This is a genomic window from Bradyrhizobium sp. PRIMUS42 (assembly GCF_023006515.1).
In the GTDB taxonomy this organism is placed as follows: Bacteria; Pseudomonadota; Alphaproteobacteria; order Rhizobiales; family Xanthobacteraceae; genus Bradyrhizobium.
Genome location: NZ_JALBGZ010001139.1, coordinates 1 through 1,334, shown reverse-complemented (window position 1 = coordinate 1,334; position 1,334 = coordinate 1). Strand labels below are relative to the sequence as shown.

Below are 1,334 nucleotides of genomic sequence, written 5' to 3'. Positions count from 1 at the left end.
AGTACAGCCCGGTGATCTCGACGATCTCATAATAGCCCTTGCGGCTCGTGAAAAAGCCGCGCCTTTCGACATCGAAGTCTCCCCGCCAGACCTTTCGCGCGATCGCGCTGCCTGAGGCGGCGATCAGGAGGCCAGCGAGGATGATGTTTGATGTCGTGCGCATGGGAGGGAAACGCGCGGGGCCGGCGGGCTGTTCCCGGCCGGAATGCGATGTGATCGGGGGGTTAATCGATGCCAGCCGCGGGCGCGCTTCACCTCTCCCATTGGGAGAGGTGGGCACTGCCCGTGTCGTTTGGAATCACGCCTTCCGGTAGCGGATCAGCGAAAAGTGCCCCATCGGCGGCATCGGGCGGCGCTCGGCCAGCGTGATGCCGCCGTGTCTGGCCGCCCAGCCCTCGAGGCGAGCCCACGGGAATTCCGGGCGCCAGCCGAGGCGGCGGGCGATGGGCGCGAAGGCAAGCTCGAACAGTTTTCGCGGGCCGGTCTCCGCGCCGATGTGGTTGACGAGGATCAACTCGCCGCCGGGTTTGAGCACGCGCACGAACTCGTCGAGCGTGCCTTCGGGATCGGGCACGGCCGTGATGACATATTGCGCGACCACCGCGTCGAAGAAGTTTTCCGGGAAGGCGAGGTTTTTCGCGTCCATCACCGAGAGCACCTCGACATTGGAGAGGCGCAAGCTCCGCACGCGCGCCTGCGCCTTGCGCAGCATCGGCTCGGAAATGTCGACGCCGCAGATCTTCGTGGTGCGCGAATAATCCGACAGCGACAGCCCGGTGCCGACGCCGACGTCAAGGATGCGGCCGCCGATGCGGTCGGCCTCGGCGATGGTCGACTGCCGGCCGGCGTCGAACACCTTGCCGAATACGAGATCGTACACCGGCGCCCAGCGGCCATAGGCCTTCTCGACCCCGGCCCGCGAGATGTCTGCTGCCATGCCCCCTGCCCTACCAAAAACCCTGGAGAGTAATAGCCGTTGCTGAGATCAAATCCAGCCCCGCGCGCGGTCTGGGCCTCTCCCGCTTGCGGGAGAGGTCGACACGCTCGCAAGAGCGTGGCGGGTGAGGGCTTTATCCTCTCGCGAGATATCGCGTGAGGAAAGAGCCCTCTCCCCAACCCTCTCCCGCAGGCGGGAGAGGGAGCGCACTTCCGGCGTCGCGAGAGTGCCGTCCGATCTCATGATGTTCAGCCGCGCACCGCTTCAGCGAGCGGCCTCGCTGTGTCGCTCGCGACCTTCGCGGCGGCGCTCTGGATGAAACCGCCGCCGAGCACGCGCGCCTGCCCCGAAGGCGCGTCGTAGAACACGCAAGCTTGCCCCGGCGAGACGCCTTCCT

2 protein-coding genes and 1 pseudogene are annotated in these 1,334 nt (G+C 66.5%); all 3 read right to left on the bottom strand.

Annotation, left to right across the window (positions count from 1 at the left end):
• A pseudogene (locus MOV75_RS38405) lies at nucleotides 1–103 on the bottom strand (bb3-type cytochrome oxidase subunit IV); the annotation flags it as partial.
• A 195-nt stretch (nucleotides 104–298) separates the two neighbouring features.
• Nucleotides 299–937, bottom strand: coding sequence for a class I SAM-dependent methyltransferase (locus MOV75_RS38400; RefSeq protein ID WP_246932753.1), 639 nt, complete (start codon nucleotides 935–937; stop codon nucleotides 299–301).
• A 248-nt stretch (nucleotides 938–1,185) separates the two neighbouring features.
• Nucleotides 1,186–1,334, bottom strand: a 149-nt coding sequence (locus MOV75_RS38395; protein WP_369010495.1) for an aminomethyltransferase beta-barrel domain-containing protein, incomplete at its 5' end; no start/stop codon positions are given.

Bases quoted from the DNA above. Each gene is read 5' to 3' on its own strand.
- MOV75_RS38400 (WP_246932753.1), bottom strand. From the start codon at position 937: ATGGCAGCAGACATCTCGCGGGCCGGGGTCGAGAAGGCCTATGGCCGC.